Raw genomic sequence first — 15099 nt, forward strand, 5'->3', positions numbered from 1 at the left:
TACAGGCCCCGGGCCGAGGGCACCCCCTCATGGCCACCCGGCGGAGCCGTTAGGCTGGGGGCGTGGCAGTCGTCGATGTATCCGAAGAGCTGAAGTCCCTCTCCTCGACCATGGAGTCGATCGAGGCCGTTTTGGACCTCGACAAGCTGAGGGCAGACATCGCCGTGCTCGAGGAGCAGGCGGCCGCGCCGTCCCTCTGGGACAACCCGGACGAGGCGCAGAAGATCACCAGCAAGCTCTCCCACCTCCAGGCCGAGGTCAGGAAGGCGGAGGCGCTGCGCGGTCGCATCGACGACCTCGGTGTCCTCTTCGAGATGGCCGAGGAGGAGGACGACCCGGACACCCGCGCCGAGGCCGAGTCGGAGCTGACCTCCGTCAAGAAGGCGCTGGACGAGATGGAGGTCCGTACCCTCCTGTCCGGCGAGTACGACTCCCGTGAGGCCCTCGTCAACATCCGCGCCGAGGCCGGTGGCGTCGACGCCGCCGACTTCGCCGAGAAGCTGCAGCGGATGTACCTGCGCTGGGCGGAGCAGAAGGGCTACAAGACCGAGGTGTACGAGACCTCGTACGCGGAGGAGGCGGGCATCAAGTCCACCACCTTCGCCGTGCAGGTGCCCTACGCCTACGGCACACTCTCCGTGGAGCAGGGCACCCACCGGCTCGTCCGTATCTCGCCCTTCGACAACCAGGGTCGGCGCCAGACCTCCTTCGCCGGTGTCGAGGTCCTGCCCGTGGTCGAGCAGACCGACCACATCGAGATCGACGAGTCCGAGCTGCGCGTGGACGTCTACCGGTCCTCCGGCCCCGGCGGCCAGGGCGTCAACACCACCGACTCCGCCGTGCGGTTGACCCACCTCCCCACCGGCATCGTCGTCTCCTGCCAGAACGAGCGGTCGCAGATCCAGAACAAGGCCACCGCGATGAACGTCCTTCAGGCGAAGCTGCTGGAGCGGCAGCGCCAGGAGGAGCGGGCCAGGATGGACGCCCTCAAGGACGGCGGCAGTTCCTGGGGCAACCAGATGCGTTCGTACGTCCTGCACCCGTACCAGATGGTCAAGGACCTCCGCACCGAGTACGAAGTCGGTAACCCCGAGGCCGTGTTCAACGGCGAGATCGAGGGCTTCCTGGAGGCCGGAATTCGCTGGCGCAAGCAGCAGGAGAAGTAGAACCGCGAAATTCAGCGCTTTGTCGACAAGGCAACTGCCCTCAACCGGAGGGCAGTTGCCTTGTCTGTGTGGGGATGTCTGGGTCTTACGTCACACTCACATGTCAGTGACGAGGTCATATGCGATGAACGGGACATCGCGTACGCAACGACCTTGACGTTACTGGGAAAACTGGGAAGGTTGGCGTATGGCATGCGCATTACTGGGGCGCATGTGAACCGGGGGACTCTCGAACCAACCGATGGCTCCCGTTGATCGCGGCCCCGGGCGCTGCTCCATTAACTGATAGCTACTGGGGGTAGCAGCCATATGACGAAGAAGACGCGGATCCGCGTGGCGCGAATAGCCGCGGGTGCCGTGATCGCCGCCGGTGCGTCGCTGACCGCCGCGGGCGCCGCTTCCGCGCTGGACCTCGGAGTCGGCGTCGGTGTCGGCACCGACGACGGAGGTTCCATCAAGGCCAACGTCTCGGTGCAGACGGGTAACGACACCGAGGGCAACACCAACGTCGGTGCGACCACGGGTGAGACCACCGGTGAGACCACGACCGGTGAGACCACCGCCGGCACGACCGGCACGACCGGCGCCGTCAGCACGACCGGCGCCGTCAGCACGACGGGCACCGTCGGTACGTCCGGCACGACCGGCGAGACCGGTACCACGGGCACCACCGGTACCACGGGCACCACGGGCACCACTGGTACCACGGGGACGACCGGTACCACCGGCACGACCGGTACCACGGGCACCACGGGCACCACGGGCACCACCGGCACCAGTGGCTCGACCTCGAACGGGACGTCCAACGGCACCTCGGGCGGCTCGACCTCGAACGGGACGTCCAACGGCACCTCCGGTGGTTCCACCTCCAACGGGACGTCCAACGGCACGTCGGGTGGTTCCACCTCCAACGGCACCTCCGGCGGCTCCACCGACGGCGGCTCGACCTCCGGCGGCACCGACGGCGGTTCCTCCACCTCGGGCGGCTCCACCGACGGCGGCTCCACCTCCGGTGGGACCGACACCGACGGCGGCAACGACGAGGTCGTGCAGCAGGAGGGCTCCTCGGCCCTCACCGACACCGGCTCGGAGACCGAGGCTCAGGGCGCCGGCACCGGCGAGCTGGCCGAGACGGGTGCCGCCGAGACCACGTTCCTGCTGGTCGGCGCCGCCACGATGATCGCCGGCGGTATCGGCTTCCGTCTGCTGCCGCGCCTGATGGCCGGCCGCGGCGCCGCCGCCTGACCGTAGACGGTCGGGCAGAGCACGGCACACGTACGACGAAGGCCCGGGGCAGCCAGCCCCGGGCCTTCGTCGTACGTCCTGTCCCGCCCGCGCACGCCCTGTGCCGGCGGAGGCGCCCTATGCCGTCTGGTGCGCCAGCAGTGCCACTGCCGCTATGAGGATCGCCAGGAGGGCGATCAGGGTCATGGGGCTCAGGCTCGCGAAGGGGTTCTCCTGCTGGAGTCGCTCGCGGCTGGCCCGGCACACATGGCAGCGGCCCTCGGCGACGGGGGACGCGCAGTTCGCGCACACCAACCGGTCGTACGTCATGCGCCTCGCCCTCCTTGCAATGGCCTCACACATACCTCAACGCTTCGTGGAACCGGACCGTTCCTCCACACCACTGTGCCAGGTTCCTCCGGAGGTTGCGCGGGGGCCTCGGAAAGGGGTGGGTGCGGTTGCGGGAGGGCCGCGGGTCGGTGGGGGCTGGTCGCGCAGTTCCCCGCGCCCCTTTGTTCGGGCTGCGCCCTCACCGGGGTCCGCTTACGGCGCGGTACAGTCTCGTCCATCCATTCCCGACGGCTTGTGGTGCATCCGTGATCCGATTCGACAACGTGTCCAAGGTCTACCCCAAGCAGACCCGCCCCGCACTCAGGGATGTCTCCCTGGAGGTGGAGAAGGGCGAGTTCGTGTTCCTCGTGGGCTCCTCCGGCTCCGGAAAGTCCACGTTCCTGCGGCTGATCCTCCGGGAGGAGCGGTGCAGCCAGGGTCAGGTGCACGTCCTGGGCAAGGATCTCGCGCGCCTGTCCAACTGGAAGGTGCCGCAGATGCGGCGCCAGCTCGGGACGGTCTTCCAGGACTTCCGGCTGCTGCCCAACAAGACGGTCGGCGAGAACGTCGCCTTCGCGCAGGAGGTCATCGGCAAGTCGCGCGGCGAGATCCGCAAGTCCGTGCCGCAGGTCCTGGAACTGGTCGGCCTCGGCGGCAAGGAGGAGCGGATGCCGGGCGAGCTGTCGGGTGGTGAGCAGCAGCGTGTGGCCATCGCACGGGCCTTCGTGAACCGGCCCAAGCTCCTCATCGCGGACGAGCCCACCGGCAACCTCGACCCGCAGACCTCCGTCGGCATCATGAAGCTGCTCGACCGCATCAACCGCACGGGTACCACCGTGGTGATGGCGACCCACGACCAGAACATCGTGGACCAGATGCGCAAGCGCGTCATCGAGCTGGAGAAGGGCCGCCTCGTCCGCGACCAGGCACGCGGCGTCTACGGCTACCAGCACTGACCGCCCCCGTCCACGAAAGGCTCAGCGAGACGCCATGCAGGCCCAGTTCGTCCTGTCGGAGATCGGTGTCGGTCTCCGCCGCAATCTCACGATGACCTTCGCGGTCGTCGTCTCCGTCGCCCTCTCCCTCGCCCTGTTCGGCGGCTCGCTGCTGATGAGCGACCAGGTCAGCCAGATGAAGGGCTACTGGTACGACAAGGTCAACGTGTCGGTCTTCCTCTGCAACAAGAGCGACGCGGAGTCCGACCCCAACTGCGCCAAGGGCGCCGTCACCACCGAGCAGAAGAAGCAGATCAAGTCCGACCTGGACAAGATGGCGGTCGTCGACAACGTCGCCCACGAGTCGCAGGACGAGGCGTACAAGCACTACAAGGAGCAGTTCGGCGACTCCCCCCTGGCCAGCAGCCTCACCCCGGACCAGATGCAGGAGTCGTACCGCATCAAGCTGAAGGACCCGGAGAAGTACCAGGTCATCGCGAGTGCCTTCAACGGCCGTGACGGTGTGCAGTCGGTGCAGGACCAGAAGGGCATCCTGGACAACCTCTTCAAGCTCCTCGGTTACCTGAACCTCGCGGCGCGCGGTGTGATGGCGGTCATGCTGGTCGTGGCGCTGCTGCTGATCGTCAACACCGTGCGTGTCTCCGCGTTCAGCCGTCGTCGTGAGATCGGGATCATGCGGCTGGTGGGCGCCTCGGGCTTCTACATCCAGGCGCCGTTCATCATGGAGGCGGCGGTCGCCGGTGTCATCGGCGGAGTGATCGCCTGTGTCTTCCTGGGCCTGGGCCAGTACTTCGTGATCGACAACGGGGTGGCGCTGTCCCAGAACCTGCCCCTGATCAATTTCGTCGGCTGGGACGCGGTCCTCGTGAAGCTGCCGCTCATCCTCACGGTGAGCTTCCTGATGCCGGCGTTGGCCGCGTTCGTCGCGCTGCGCAAGTACCTGAAGGTGTGACGCATGCCCCTGGGGCCGTACCGGGCAAGGGCCGGTACGGCCCTTCGCGTTGTCCTAGACTCGCCGACATGTCAGGCCGCGACCTGTTCTCCCAGCCCCGCCGCGTCGGCCGCGGGGCGGCCCTGACATTGGTCTTCGCGAGTGTGCTCGCCACGGGCGCCGCGACCGGCTCCTTCGACGACCCGCGTCGGGAGGCGACGGCCGTCGCGAACCCCTCCCGCCCCACCCCGGCCGACAGGGAGCAGGACGTCGCGGACGCCGCCGCCGAGGCCATGGCCGAGGGCAAGTCCCCTGTGGAAGCAGCCGAGCGCGCCGTCAGCCGCAGCGGCGACCGATGGGGCGCGGTCTACTCCGAGGGCGAGTACGAGCAGTTCGAGGAGGCCCTCGACGGCGAGTACACCGGCGTCGGCCTCTGGGCCCGGCTGGAGCGCGACGGCCGGATCGAGGTGACCCGGGTGCAGGACGCCTCGCCCGCCGCCCGTGCCGGGATCCGCGCGGGCGACCGCCTCGTCAGCGTCGACGGCCGGAAGGTCGACGGCCGGCCGGTCACCGAGGTCGTCTCCTTACTCCGCGGCGACGCGATCGACGAGGGCACCGGGAAGTCCGGGACCCCCGAGAGCGCGGCCGCCGGTACGAAGGTGGCGCTGGTGCTGGAGCGCGCCGACCGGACCTGGTCCGCGACCCTGCGCCGTGCCCGCCTCTCCACCGAGGACGTGACCGTGAGCCGCACCGCCGGCGGGGTCAGCGTCATCACGGTCGACGCGTTCACCAAGGGCTCCGGCGATGTCGTACGAGCCGCCGTCGCGCAGTCCGCAGGCGCCGCCGGCTTCGTCCTCGACCTCCGTGGCAACTCCGGCGGTCTGGTCTCCGAGGCCGTCACCGCCGCCTCCGCCTTCCTCGACGGGGGCCTCGTCGCCACGTACGACGTCAAGGGCCGGCAGCGGGCCCTCCATGCCGAACCCGGCGGCGACACCACCAGACCCCTGGTCGCGCTCGTCGACGGCGGCACGATGAGCGCGGCCGAGCTGCTCACCGGAGCCCTCCAGGACCGGGGGCGCGCGGTGGTCGTGGGCTCCCGCACCTTCGGCAAGGGCTCCGTGCAGATGCCGAGCCGCCTCCCCGACGGCTCCGTCGCCGAACTGACCGTCGGCCACTACCGCACCCCCTCCGGCCGGGGCGTCGACGGCCGGGGCATCACCCCCGACCTCGAAGCGGACGAGGACGCCCTGCGGCGGGCCGAGACGGTGCTCAGCGGTCTCGGGCAGTGAGCCACCCCTGTTGACCGTGGTCGCTGATCGCGCCCGTTTAATCGGCTTCCCCCGCACCCCCTGTGTGGTGCCAAAATGGACGGCACTATGAGCAAGGGAATGTACGTACCGAAGGAGTCCCAGCCCAAGCAGGGCGGGGCGGCCGTCAAGGGCCGGGACGGCGAGAAGGGCGGCAAGAAGAAGATCGTCGCCCAGAACAAGAAGGCCCGGCACGACTACGCGATCATCGACACCTACGAGGCCGGTCTCGTCCTCATGGGTACCGAGGTCAAGTCGCTGCGCGAGGGCCGGACGTCGCTGGCCGACGGCTTCGTCCAGATCGACCGGGGGGAGGCGTGGCTGCACAACGCCCACATCCCCGAGTACCACCAGGGCAGCTGGACCAACCACTCCGCGCGCCGCAAGCGGAAGCTTCTGTTGCACCGCGAGGAGATCGACAAGCTGGAGGCCAAGGCACAGGAGACGGGCCACACGATCGTGCCCCTCGCCCTGTACTTCAAGGACGGCCGGGCCAAGGCCGAGATCGCGCTCGCGCGAGGCAAGAAGGAGTACGACAAGCGGCAGACGCTGCGGGAGAAGCAGGACCGGCGCGAGTCGGACCGGGCGATCGCGGCGGCGAAGCGGAAGCAGCGGGGCCAGTAGGGCGAGGCCGCCGGGAATACGGTGGCACGCGCTCACGTTGGTCACGTACGATGGCTCTGCACCTCACAGCGGGTGCGTCGGCCCCCTTCGGGAGGCCTTGAAAAAACAACATGGGGATGATCGGTTTCGACAGCGGTTGTTGAGGCAGGGGAAGCGTGTCGAGGAAGCGGCCATGATCTCGTAAACCACAGGCCGAAAAAAATAATCGCCAATTCCAACAGCGATTCTCCCGTGAAGACGCAGTACGCGCTCGCCGTCTGATCAGATAGCGAAGCGACTGCTCCTCACATAGTGGGAGTGTCAGCCCGGGGCTGTTCCCGACCCGGATCCTGGCATCAGCTAGGGGACTAAACCTTGATCCCGGTCACGGGGTGAAGAGGGAAATCAAACAGTGACTGGGCCCGTCGGCGACTTGTTCGCGTGATCGCCGGGGCCGAGAAAATCACAGCGAACTGCACACGGAGAAGCCCTGATTTAGCACCGTTGGACGCGGGTTCGATTCCCGCCATCTCCACAATTCCCATGTGGGCGAAGCCCCGCTGCCTTACGGCAGCGGGGCTTTCGTCATTTCTCAGCGGGACACCCGCCGCCCGGTCATCCCGCCACCCGGCGCGCCGTGCTCGCCCGCACCGTCAGGCGGGGCGCGAGCAGGGTGGCCTCGGGGACGGGCGTGCCGGAGAGCTTCTTCATCAGGAGGGCCACCGCCTGTTCACCCACCTCCGCCGCCGGGATCCCGATCGAGGTGAGGGGGACGGGCAGGGCGGCGGCGAGGTCGTCCGGGCACAGGGCCGTGATCGAGAGGTCGGCGGGGACGCGTAGGCCCAGGTGCTCGAACGCGTCGACCAGAGGCTCCAGGACCGCCTCGTTGTGGATCACCACGCCCGTGAGGGCCGGTTGTTCGCGCAGGAGGCGTTCCGCGACCGCGCGGGCCGCCGCCGGGGTGGCCTCGCAGGGGTGGACCGTGGAGGACATGCCGTTGCGGGTGGCGGCGGAGGTGAAGCCCTGGACGACCCGCTGGGCGAAGGACGTCTGGCGGACGTAGACCTCGGGCGGGGAGCCGATCAGCCCCACCACGCGGTGGCCCAGACCGGCCAGATGCTCCACGCACAGTTCGCCCGCCGTCCTGAAGTCCAGGTCGATGCAGGTCAGGCCCGAGGGGTCGGCGGGAAAACCGATCAGGACCGAGGGGCGGTCCAGCGTGCGCAGCAACGGCAGCCTCGGATCGTGGAGTTGGACGTCCATCACGAGCAACGCGTCCACCAGGGCCGAGTCCGCCACCCGCCGCAGGCCCTCCTCGCCCTCCTCCTGCGTCAGCAGCAGGACGTCGTGGTCGTGGGCGCGGGCCGTCGTGACCGCCGAGACCGCGAACCGCATGACCACCGGCACATGGATCCCGGCCCGTAACGGCACCACCATCGCCAGCACGTTCGACTTGCTGCTGGCCAGGGCGCGGGCACCCGCGTGCGGGCGGTACCCCAGCTCGCGGATGGACGCCTCGACCCGGGCGCGCGTCTCCGCCGAGATGGGGCGCTTGCCGCTCAGCGCGTACGAGACGGTGCTCGGGGAGACGCCCGCGTGCCGGGCCACGTCCGTGATCTTCACCGTCACTTCGACCTCGTTTCAGAGGGAGCGGACTCCCCGTCCAACTCCGTCGTCAGGAACCCCGTGCCCGCCTCCGCCCGGACCTCACGCCCGTCCGCCGCCAGCCCCCAGGGCGCTCTCGGGTCGGCGCAGGACGCCCGCAGCACGTTCCCCTCCCGGACGACGGTGAACGTCACCCCGCCCACCGGGACCGTCACCTGGGCGCCGTGTTCAAGGCCGTACGCGTGCAGGGTGACCCCGTCGGCGTGGTCGTGGTCCGGGCGGTCCGCCGTCGCGCCGACCGGGACGACCGCGCCCGGCCGGACCAGCAGCGGCACGCTAGTGAAGTCGTGGCGTTCGCGGACCCAGCGGGGGCCGGTGACCGTGCCGCCGTCGGGGAAGCGGGTCCAGGTGCCTTCGGGGACGTAGTACGTGACGTCCCCCTCGTCGTTGAAGACGGGCGCCACGAGGAGGTCGGAGCCCAGCATGTACTGGCGTTCCAGGTGCGCGCAGCCAGGGTCGTCCGGGAACTCCAGCACCATCGCCCGCATCATCGGCACCCCCTCGGTGTGGGCGGTGCGCGCGGCCTCGTAGAGGTAGGGCATGAGGCTGAGCTTGAGGTGGGTGAACTTCCGGAGCACGTCGACCGATTCGTCGTCGAAGAGCCAGGGGACCCGGTACGACGACGAGCCGTGCAGCCGGCTGTGGGAGGAGAGCAGGCCGAAGGCGATCCAGCGTTTGAACAGGGCGGGTGAGGGGGTGCCCTCGAAGCCGCCGATGTCGTGGCTCCAGTAGCCGAAGCCCGACAGGCCGAGCGACAGGCCACCCCGCAGGGACTCGGCCATCGACTCGTACGTGGACTCGCAGTCGCCGCCCCAGTGGACGGGGAAGCGCTGGCCGCCGACCGTCGCCGAGCGGGCGAAGAGGACCGCCTCGCCCTCGCCCCGGTGTTTGCGCAGGACGTCGAAGACCGTGCGGTTGTAGAGGTAGGTGTAGTAGTTGTGCATCCGCTCCGGGTCCGTGCCGTCGGACCAGGCCACGTCCAGGGGCACCCGCTCGCCGAAGTCGGTCTTGAAGCAGTCGACGCCCTGGGCGAGCAGCCTCTCCAGCTTCGAGGCGTACCACTCGCGGGCCGCCGGGCTGGTGAAGTCCACCAGCGCCATGCCGGGCTGCCACAGGTCCCACTGCCAGACGCTGCCGTCCGGCCGGCGCAGGAGGTGGCCGAGGGCCTTGCCCTCCGCGAAGAGCGGGGAGCGCTGGGCGATGTACGGGTTGATCCAGACGCTGATTCTCAGGCCCCGGCGTTTCAGGCGGGCCAGCATGCCCTCCGGGTCGGGGAAGACCCGGGGGTCCCACTCGAAGTCGCACCACTGGAACTCGCGCATCCAGAAGCAGTCGAAGTGGAAGACGGACAGCGGCAGCCGGCGCTCCCGCATGCCCTCGATGAAGGAGGTCACCGTCTCCTCGTCGTAGGAGGTGGTGAAGGACGTCGACAGCCACAGGCCGAACGACCAGGCGGGCGGGAGGGCCGGGCGGCCGGTGAGGGCCGTGTACTTGCGGAGGATGTCCTTCGGGGTGGGGCCGTAGATGACGTAGTACGTGAGCTGCTGGGTCTCCGCGCTGAACTGGACCCGCGACACCACCTCCGAGGCGACCTCGAAGGACACCTTGCCGGGGTGGTCGACGAAGACGCCGTAGCCCGCGTCGGTGAGATAGAACGGCACGTTCTTGTAGGCCTGTTCGGTGGCCGTGCCGCCGTCGGCGTTCCAGATGTCCACGACCTGGCCGTTCTTGACCAGCGGGCCGAAGCGTTCACCGAGGCCGTACACCGAGGTGCCGACGCCCAGGTTGAGCTGCTCGCGGAGGTAGTGGGCGCCGGACGCCTCGCGCATGATGCCCATCGACTTGGGGCCGCTGGAGGTGAGCGTGCGGCCGTGGGCGAGGAAGTCGACCTGCCAGGGGCCGCCGCGCGCGATACGGACCGACAGTTCTCCGGCGGTGAGGGTGGCGTGCTCGTCGTCGTAGGAGGTGTGCGGGGTGAACTCCTCGGTGGTCAGCTCGAATCGGGGGCCGCGTGGCTGTTCGCCCTCGAAATGGGTGAACGTGACACCGATGACGTCGGGCATCGGGGCGTGGGCGCTGATCGTCACGACCGGTCCCTTCAGCAGGTCGCCGCGGTGGCGGATGGGCTGGGTCGGGGCGTGCAGCTCCAGGGCGCCGCCGTCCGTGGCGGTGATGTCGAGCACCTGCGCCGGGTACGCGGCGGTGACTCCCTCGCGGAGCAGCCAGTAGCCGTCGGTGAACTTCATGTGGGGGCGATCTCCTTACGTCACGGCCCTTACGTCACGGCCCTTACGTCACGGTTTACTTCACGGCCCCCACGGCGATGCCCCGGGTGAGCGTGCGCTGGAAGAGGAGGAAGAACACGAGGGCGGGGAGCAGTCCGAGCAGGGCGGCCGCGTTGGTCATCGTGGCGTCCATCAGGCGCTGGCCCTGGAGGACGCCGAGGGCCACGGACACGGTCTGGTTGTCGTTGGAGATCAGCATGACCAGGGGCAGCAGGAACTCGTTCCAGGTCCAGATGAAGAAGAAGACCAGGAGCACGCCCAGGGTCGGGCGGCTCACGGGGACGACGATCCGCCACAGCACCTGCCACTTGGTCGCGCCGTCGATCCGGGCCGCCTCGACGATCTCGCGCGGGAACTGCCCGAGGACCGAAGCGAGGAGGTAGGTGCCGAAGGCCGCCTGGATCACCGTGAAGACGATGATCACGCTGAGTCTGGTGTCGTAGAGGCCGACCTCCTTGCTCAGGTAGTAGACCGGATAGACCAGCGCCTCCTGCGGGAGCACGTTCGCGAGGACGAAGAAGGCGAGGACCCAGGTCCGGCCCCTGATACGGCCGATACCGATCGCGTACGCGTTCAGGACGGACAGCACCACGGCGAGCACCGCCACCGAGCCGCTGATCAGTACCGAGTTGACGAGCTTGCGGCCGAAGTCGACGCGCTCCCAGAAGTCCCGGACGCCGTCCGTGTAGAAGCCCTCGGGGAGGCTGAGGGGGCCGTTCTGGGCGTACTCCGTCGGGGACTTGACCGCGTTGAGCGTGACGATCAGGAACGGCACGATCATGAACAGGGCCGCGACGCACAGGGCGATCAGCACCGGGTAGCGGCGCAGGGCGGTGGTCATCGGTCGGTCCTCTCCTGCAGCCTCAGGCCGACCAGGGCCAGGGCGAGGACGAGCACGGTCAGGACGGTGGAGATCGCCGCGCCGTAGCCGACCTGGGTCTTCTCGAAGAACGTGGTGAAGGAGAAGTAGGACGGCACGTCCGTGGCGCCGCCGGGGCCGCCCTTGGTCAGGACGTACACCGCGCCGAACACCTTCAGCGCGGCGATCGTGCACCAGAGGAGGACGACGTGGATCTCGGGGCGGATCTGCGGCAGCGTGATGTGCAGGAAGCGGCGCCACCAGCCGGCTCCGTCCAGCTCGGCCGCCTCGTACAGCGCCGGGTCGACGCGTTGCAGGCCCGCCATGAAGACCACCAGCGGGAAACCGAGCTGCACCCACACCATCACGGCCATGACGGTGTAGAGGGCGAGATCCGGGTCGCCGAGCCAGTCCTGCTGCCAGCCGCCCAGCCCGACCGCCTTCAGCAGCTCGTTCAGGGAGCCGTTCTCCGGAGCGAGGATCCAGCTCCAGACGATGCCGGCGACCGCGATCGGCAGCACCTGCGGGAGGTAGAAACAGGCGCGCAGCACCGCGGTGACCCGGCTGCCGAAGTGCTTGCCGACGAAGTCGAACAGCGCGGCGGCCAGCACCAGCCCCAGCGCGGTCGGCACGGCGGCCATCGCGACCACCATGAACAGGCTGTGCCGGAACGACGCCCAGAAGTCCTCGTCGCCCGCGAGCTCCCGGTAGTTGTCGAGGCCGGACCAGACGGGGCCGCCCACGCCCTGCCAGTCGGTGAAGCTGACCCCCGTGTTCATCAGGAACGGCACGACGACCACGGCGAAGAAGGCCAGGGCGCCGGGCAGGAGGAACAGGGCGTAGGAGTCACCGGGGCGGCGCGGGCGGCGGCGGCCGCGGTCGGCACGGCGCTCCGCACCGGCCGCCGGCCCCCGTTCGACGGTGACCGTCATCGCTTCGGCGCGTCCTTCTCGTACGCCTCCCCGATCGCGTCCAGATAGGCGTCCGGGTCCGCGTCGCCGGTGATCAGTTTCTGGGTCTCGGAGACGAGGACGTCGTAGAAACCGGGGACGGGCCAGTCGGGGTAGAAGGCAAGACCGTCCTTCTCGGCGAGGGTGTTGAAGTCGGCGATCAGCTTCTTGGCCCGCGGGTCGGTGATGGCGGCCGGGTCGGCGGCCACCGGGACCCCGCCCTCGTTGCCCAGCAGGTTCTGGATCTTCTCCGACAGGGTGATGTCGATGAAGTCGTAGGCGAGTTCCTTGTTCTTCGCCCCCTCGGGGACGACCCAGAGGTTGCCGCCCGAGCCGAGCGTGAGGTCGGTCTCGGGCCACGGGAAGGTGCCCCAGTCGAACGTGTTCTCCGCCTTGAAGCGGCCGTACCACCAGCTCCCCGAGAACAGGATCGGCGCCTTGCCCTGGATGAACGAGACGCCCGCGTCCTCGGACTTCGTCCCCGTCGACTTCTCGCTGATGTATCCCTTCTCCACCCAGTCGGCGAAGGTCTCCGCCCCGTACGTCCACGCGGCGTCGTGGAAGTCGGCCTTGCCCTGGTACAGCTGGTAGGAGTCGATCCAGGCGCGGTCCGCCCTGCTCAGCGCCAGCTGGTACAGGTACTGCTGCGCCATGTACTCGGCCCCGGCGTTGGCCAGCGGGGTGATGCCCGCGTCGACGAACTCGTCCATGGCGGCGGTGAGTTCGGCGAGTGTGGTGGGCTCGGCGATGCCGTGCTCGGCGAAGAGGTCCTTGTTGTAGAAGACCATCGTGTACTCGGCGTAGTTCGGCACGCCGTACCACTTGCCGGAGCCCATCACCCCGTCGGTGTCGTACTGGCTGGTGGTTCGGATGCCCGCGCCGATCTTCTTGTCCCAGCCGCGCGCGGTGACCTCCGGGGTGAGGTCGGTCAGCAGGCCCTGCTTGGAGAGGAGCCCGGCCGTCGCGTTGCCCTTGTTGTACTCCATCAGATCGGGCGCGTCGGAGGAGTTGAGGACCATCGGGGCGGTCTTGCGGATCTGCTCGAAGCCCTTCTCCTCGAACTCCACCTCGACGCCCGGATGGGTTTTCTCGAACTCCTCGATCGCCGCGTTCCAGGCCACGCCCATCGCGCTGTCGGGGCCCTCGTAGTGCCAGAGGCGGAGGGTCCTGCCGTCTCCGCCACCGCCGCCGTCCGAGCCGCCGCAGGAGGTCAGGAGCAGGGCTCCGCTCAGGGCCGCCGCGGCGACCGCCGTCATACGCCTTCGTGCCGTTGACATCCCGTGCCTCCAGGGGAGTCGGATGGATCGTCGAACGGTGGGGTCGAATCGCTTCGACGAATGACGTCGAAGCGCTTCGACGGAAGGTAAGGGTGGGCTCAGATTGCGTCAATGGGGCGGCGGGAATTCGGCCGGATCGCCGCGATCAGCAGGGCCAGGGCCGCCGCGCCCACCGGCACCGCGAAGCCGGTCGTGCCGGAGGCGAAACCGGAGCCCGCCGCCGGGCCGTGTTCCGCGACCCAGCCGCCGAGGGCCGAGCCGCCCGCTATCCCGCCGAGCAGACCGGTGACGGCGAGGGTCATGCCCTCGTTCAACTGGCCCTGCGGGGTGCGGTGTTGGACCAGCGCCATGGCGGTGACCATCGTCGGGGCGGTGGCCATGCCGGCGAGGAGGAGGGCCGGGGCGAGAAGCAGGAGGGACCCGGTGGCGGTCGCGGTCAGCCAGGGCAGGGCCATCAGGACGGTCATCGCGGCCAGGCAGCGGCGGAAGCGGCGTTCCGCCGGGCCCGACACCCGCAGCGCGCCGTAGGCCAGGCCCGCCGCGCAGGAGCCGGCCGCCTGGAGGCCGAGGATCACGCCCGCCGAGGAGGCGTGCCCCCGGGCGTCCGCGTAGGCGATGGTGGCGACCTCCAGGGAGCCGAAGACCGCGCCGGTGGCGAGGAAGACGGCGAGGAGCGGGGGGATGCCGGGTGCGCGCAGGGGGGACTTCGCGGTCGTACGACCGGTGGGGGGCGGCTCCGTCGCGCGCTGGGCGGCGAAGAACAGGACGCCCGTCATGCAGAGCAGACCGCCGACCAGGGTGCCGGCCTCGGGAAACAGCGTCGTGCAGAGGAAGGCGGCGACGACCGGGCCGATCATGAAGCAGAGTTCGTCCGCCGCCTGTTCGAAGGAGTTGGCGGTGTGCAGGGCGGCCGGGTCGTCCTTCAGGAGGTGGGCCCAGCGGGCGCGGGCCATGCCGCCGGTGTTGGGGGTCGTGGCGGTGGCCGCGTAGGAGGCGAACAGGGTCCAGGCCGGGGCGTTCCAGTGGACGCAGGCGATCAGGGAGAGGGCGCCGAGGAGGGCGACGGCGGTGGCGGGAACGGCGATCCGGGCCTGGCCGTGGCGGTCCACCAGCCGGGCGGTCCAGGGGGCGATCAGGGCGGCGGCGGCGAGGCCGGTGGCGACGACGGCGCCGGCGAGGGCGTAGGAGCCGCGGGCGCCGGCGATCATGAGGATCGCGCTCACGCTGAACATGCCCATGGGGAGGCGGGCGAGGAGGCCTCCGGCGGTGAAGCGGAGGGTGCCGGGGTGTTGGAAGAGGGCGCGGTAGGGGGGGAGGGCGCCTGAGGGGGTGGGGGTGCGTGTCTCGTCGGCGGGTGCGGATGGGTGGGGCTTCTCGCGCAGTTCCCCGCGCCCCGTTCGGGGCGAGGTTCTCGGGCGGCGACGAGAAGAGAAGTCCGCTGCCACGAGTGTGTCGGCGGTGACGGTGAGCAGGGGCATGTGTGGGTGGTCAGGGTCGTGTCTCGGCATGTGACTCACCGTCGCCCGTTCCTTGATCCACCGTCCAA

General features: G+C 69.4%; 13 protein-coding genes and 1 other RNA gene. 7 read left to right on the forward strand and 7 right to left on the reverse strand.

Annotated elements, in window-relative coordinates; all coding sequences use genetic code 11:
• The first annotated feature begins 62 nt into the window (after window positions 1-62).
• Window positions 63-1166 carry a peptide chain release factor 2 gene (gene prfB, locus P1P70_RS14385; RefSeq protein WP_319237235.1) on the forward strand — a complete coding sequence of 368 codons (1104 nt, stop codon included), beginning with the start codon at window positions 63-65 and terminating at the stop codon, window positions 1164-1166.
• 309 nt (window positions 1167-1475) lie between these two features.
• Complete coding sequence (locus tag P1P70_RS14390; RefSeq protein WP_319237236.1) at window positions 1476-2411, forward strand: hypothetical protein; 936 nt, start codon at window positions 1476-1478, stop codon at window positions 2409-2411.
• A 117-nt stretch (window positions 2412-2528) separates the two neighbouring features.
• Here the strand turns inward: P1P70_RS14390 and P1P70_RS14395 are convergent, their stop codons facing one another.
• Window positions 2529-2720, reverse strand: coding sequence for a hypothetical protein (locus tag P1P70_RS14395; protein WP_005486830.1), 192 nt, complete (start codon window positions 2718-2720; stop codon window positions 2529-2531).
• Window positions 2721-2986: 266 nt separating this feature from the next.
• Here P1P70_RS14395 and ftsE point away from each other — a divergent pair, with 266 nt between their 5' ends.
• The 5 genes from ftsE to ssrA all read left to right on the forward strand — a co-directional run bounded on the left by ftsE (window position 2987) and on the right by ssrA (window position 7055).
• A complete protein-coding gene (ftsE, locus tag P1P70_RS14400) occupies window positions 2987-3676 on the forward strand; it encodes a cell division ATP-binding protein FtsE (protein WP_009320785.1) in 690 nt (229 codons plus the stop codon).
• 34 nt (window positions 3677-3710) lie between these two features.
• The gene (gene ftsX / locus P1P70_RS14405; protein WP_319237237.1) at window positions 3711-4628 is read left to right on the forward strand and encodes a permease-like cell division protein FtsX; all 918 of its coding nucleotides are present in this window, start codon (window positions 3711-3713) and stop codon (window positions 4626-4628) included.
• A gap of 68 nt (window positions 4629-4696) precedes the next feature.
• Window positions 4697-5896, forward strand: coding sequence for a S41 family peptidase (locus tag P1P70_RS14410; protein WP_319237238.1), 1200 nt, complete (start codon window positions 4697-4699; stop codon window positions 5894-5896).
• 99 nt (window positions 5897-5995) lie between these two features.
• A complete protein-coding gene (gene smpB, locus P1P70_RS14415) occupies window positions 5996-6538 on the forward strand; it encodes an SsrA-binding protein SmpB (protein ID WP_319237254.1) in 543 nt (180 codons plus the stop codon).
• A gap of 112 nt (window positions 6539-6650) precedes the next feature.
• Window positions 6651-7055: a transfer-messenger RNA gene (gene ssrA, locus P1P70_RS14420) on the forward strand.
• Window positions 7056-7132: 77 nt separating this feature from the next.
• Here the strand turns inward: ssrA and P1P70_RS14425 are convergent.
• The 6 genes from P1P70_RS14425 to P1P70_RS14450 all read right to left on the reverse strand — a co-directional run bounded on the left by P1P70_RS14425 (window position 7133) and on the right by P1P70_RS14450 (window position 15061).
• Window positions 7133-8146, reverse strand: a complete 1014-nt coding sequence (locus tag P1P70_RS14425) for a LacI family DNA-binding transcriptional regulator (protein WP_319237239.1) — start codon at window positions 8144-8146, stop codon at window positions 7133-7135.
• On the reverse strand, window positions 8143-10428 hold the full coding sequence (gene yicI / locus P1P70_RS14430) for an alpha-xylosidase (protein WP_319237240.1): 2286 nt from the start codon (window positions 10426-10428) through the stop codon (window positions 8143-8145). Before yicI ends, P1P70_RS14425 begins: the two co-directional genes overlap by 4 nt.
• A 55-nt stretch (window positions 10429-10483) precedes the next feature.
• A complete protein-coding gene (locus tag P1P70_RS14435) occupies window positions 10484-11308 on the reverse strand; it encodes a carbohydrate ABC transporter permease (RefSeq protein ID WP_319237241.1) in 825 nt (274 codons plus the stop codon).
• A complete protein-coding gene (locus P1P70_RS14440) occupies window positions 11305-12258 on the reverse strand; it encodes a sugar ABC transporter permease (RefSeq protein WP_319237242.1) in 954 nt (317 codons plus the stop codon). The genes P1P70_RS14435 and P1P70_RS14440 overlap by 4 nt, the downstream gene beginning before the upstream one ends.
• Window positions 12255-13553: an extracellular solute-binding protein gene (locus tag P1P70_RS14445; RefSeq protein WP_319237243.1), complete on the reverse strand. Its 1299-nt coding sequence runs from the start codon at window positions 13551-13553 to the stop codon at window positions 12255-12257. The genes P1P70_RS14440 and P1P70_RS14445 overlap by 4 nt, the downstream gene beginning before the upstream one ends.
• Window positions 13554-13651: 98 nt before the next feature.
• Window positions 13652-15061, reverse strand: coding sequence for an MFS transporter (locus P1P70_RS14450; protein WP_413471469.1), 1410 nt, complete (start codon window positions 15059-15061; stop codon window positions 13652-13654).
• Between the last annotated feature and the right edge of the window lie 38 nt (window positions 15062-15099).

This window comes from Streptomyces sp. MB09-02B (genome assembly GCF_033794485.1).
Classification (GTDB): domain Bacteria; phylum Actinomycetota; class Actinomycetes; order Streptomycetales; family Streptomycetaceae; genus Streptomyces.